Source organism: Flavobacterium frigidum, from assembly GCF_048286735.1.
Taxonomy (GTDB): domain Bacteria; phylum Bacteroidota; class Bacteroidia; order Flavobacteriales; family Flavobacteriaceae; genus Flavobacterium.
Genome location: NZ_JBLVPU010000041.1, coordinates 1 through 3,125, shown reverse-complemented (window position 1 = coordinate 3,125; position 3,125 = coordinate 1). Strand labels below are relative to the sequence as shown.

The following is a 3,125-nucleotide window of genomic DNA, read 5'->3' as shown; positions in this document are numbered from 1 at the left end:
ACAATTTCAGGTAATAATAATTTGATTAGCTCACTAAAAGAATCTTGCATTTGTATCTATTTTTAAAATACAAATATCGAAATTTAATATTTCCCCACAGGTTTTAGACTTGATCCGAAGTAACCTCGATTATTCGTGACTTAGATCGTTTACCTGCTTCGGACTTATACGAAAGCAATAAAACTTTCATGAAAATGGTAAGTGATGGTTTTCTATTAAAACGAGAAGACCGCAATCAAAAAGATATATTTATCCAACTCATCGATTACTCCGAAAAAGATAATAATACCTATACAATCGTCAATCAACTAGCCATCAAAGGCTACGAAATGCGTATTCCCGATTTGATTTTATACATCAACGGATTACCATTAGTAGTGTTTGAGTTCAAAACAGCCATTCAAGAAAACACAACGATTCATGATGCGTATGTCCAATTAACCACGCGCTACAAAAGAGACATCGCTGAGTTATTCAAATACAATGCTTTTTGCGTCATTAGCGATGGAGTAAATACTAAATCAGGTTCTTTTTTCGCACCCTATGAATTTTTCTATGCCTGGAGAAAAATAGAAGGCATGCCTAATGAAGTTGATGGAATAGATGCCATGTTTACACTGATTCAGGGCATGTTCAATCGGAAGCGATTACGAGATATTATTCAAAACTTCATTTTTTTACTTGATAGCTCTAAAAAAAATGAAAAAATTGTGTGTCGTTATCCGCAATATTATGCAGCAGTCAAGCTTTTTGAAAATATAAAAATCCATCAAAAACCTCTAGGTGACGGAAAAGGACGAACTTATTTTGGTACAACTGGCTGCGGTAAAAGCTACACGATGTTATATTTGAGTCGTTTGTTAATGAGAAGTACTCATTTTGCTAGCCCAACAATTATAATTATCACAGATCGTACAGATCTTGACGATCAATTATCAGGTCAATTCACTAATGCAAAAGGTTTTTTGGGTGATGAATCGATTATTAGTGTAGAAAGTCGAACCCATTTAAGATAACTACTTCAAGGTCGAAACAGCGGTGGTGTTTTTTTAACAACCATTCACAAGTTTACTGAAGACACCAGATTATTGACTGATAGAACTAATGTAATTTGTATTTCTGACGAGGCACACAGAAGTCAAACTAATTTACATCAAAAAATAACAGTAACAGAACACGGAGTAAAAAAGACTTTTGGTTTTGCTAAATACTTACACGATTCTTTACCAAATGCGACTTATGTTGGTTTTACCGGAACGCCTATTGACGCAACAATTGATGTATTTGGTGAAATTGTAGATGCTTACACCATGAACGAATCGGTTAAAGATGAAATAACGGTTCGAATTGTGTATGAAGGAAGAGCTGCTAAAGTTTTATTGAACAATAAAAAACTAGCCGAAATTGAGGCGTATTACAATCGATGCGCCGAAGAAGGTAGTAACGAGAATCAAATAGAGGAAAGTAAAAAAGCCATGGCGCAAATGAACGCTATCATAGGTGATCCAACACGTTTGAAAACCGTAGCCGAAGACTTTGTTACTCACTATGAAAACAGAATGGCAGAAGGCGCAACAGTGCGTGGTAAAGCAATGTTTGTTTGCAGTAGCAGGCCTATTGCTTATGAATTATACAAAAACATTCTAGCATTAAGACCTGAATGGGGCGAAATAAAAATAGCTGCTGATGGTGTAAAATTATCAGATAAAGACAAAAAAGAGATCAAACCTATGGAACGCATCAAAATGGTGATGACCAGAGGAAAAGATGATGTCGAAGATTTATATAATGCTTTAGGCACAAAGGATGATCGTAAAGAATTAGATCGACAATTTAAAAATGAGAAGTCTAATTTTAAAATTGCTATGGTAGTGGATATGTGGCTAACTGGCTTTGATGTACCATTCTTAGACACTATGTATATTGACAAACCGATTCAACGTCACAACCTAATTCAGACTATTTCTAGAGTCAACCGAAAATTTGAAGGAAAAGAGAAAGGATTAGTCGTGGATTACATTGGTATTAAAAAGCAAATGAATTTAGCATTGGCACATTACAATAATGCCGATAACCAAAATATTGAAGATATCGAGCAATCCATTGTAGTGGTCAAAGACCAACTGGATTTGCTCGGAAAACTATTTCACAAGTTTGATAAATCTGGATACTTATCAGGCGTTCCATTACAACAATTAAAAACATTAAATCAAGCAGCTGAGTTTGTACAACTAACACAAGAGCTGGAGAAAAGATTCATGTATATTGTAAAACGATTAAAATCAGCTTACGATATTTGCTCAGGAAGCGGTGCATTTACAGAGGTACAAAGGGATGAAATTCATTTTTATTTAGCGGTCCGCGCGATAATATTCAAATTAACCAAAGGAGTAGCTCCAGATACTGCGCAGATGAATAATCGTGTAAAACAAATGCTTCAAGATGCTATTGAAAGCGATGGAATTGAAGAGATATTTAAGCTAGGAGATGAAAATCAAACTGAGATTGATATCTTTTCTGATGACTACATGGCTAAAATTGATAAAATCAAATTACCCAATACTAAAATTAAACTATTGCAAAAGCTATTAGCAAAAGCAATAGATGATGTGAAAAAAATAAATAAAATTACAGGAATAGATTTTTCAAAGCGTTTACAATTCATCGTTGATAAATACAATGAACGTAAGGAGAGTGATGTTCTTCGAAGCGAAGTACTTGAGGATTTTACAGATGAAATCATCGATTTGTATTATGCCTTGAAAAAAGAAAAAGACTCTTTCAAAGATCTAGGAATTGATTTTGAAGAAAAAGCGTTTTATGACATACTGAAAGCATTGGCTGTTAAATATGATTTTAGCTACCCAAATGATAAATTAATAGCCTTAGCTCAAAAAGTAAAAACAGTTGTTGATGACAAAGCAAAATACACAGATTGGAGCAAACGAGACGATATCAAGGCCGAACTTAAGGTCGATTTAATTATTCTTTTAGCCGAAAACGACTATCCAGGATCAAGTCTAAAACCTGTGGGGAAATATTAAATTTCGATATTTGTATTTTAAAAATAGATACAAATGCAAGATTCTTTTAGTGAGCTAATCAAATTATTATTACCTGAAATT

Annotated in this window: 1 protein-coding gene and 1 pseudogene; both read left to right on the top strand. The window is 33.9% G+C overall.

The genetic code is table 11. The features are described 5' to 3' along the window. Window positions 1-128: 128 nt before the first annotated feature. A pseudogene (locus tag ACNQGO_RS15420) lies at window positions 129-1,433 on the top strand (type I restriction endonuclease subunit R); the annotation flags it as partial. Between the two features lie 42 nt (window positions 1,434-1,475). Further along, complete coding sequence (locus ACNQGO_RS15415; protein ID WP_470303464.1) at window positions 1,476-3,044, top strand: type I restriction enzyme endonuclease domain-containing protein; 1,569 nt, start codon at window positions 1,476-1,478, stop codon at window positions 3,042-3,044. The last annotated feature ends 81 nt before the right edge of the window (window positions 3,045-3,125 follow it).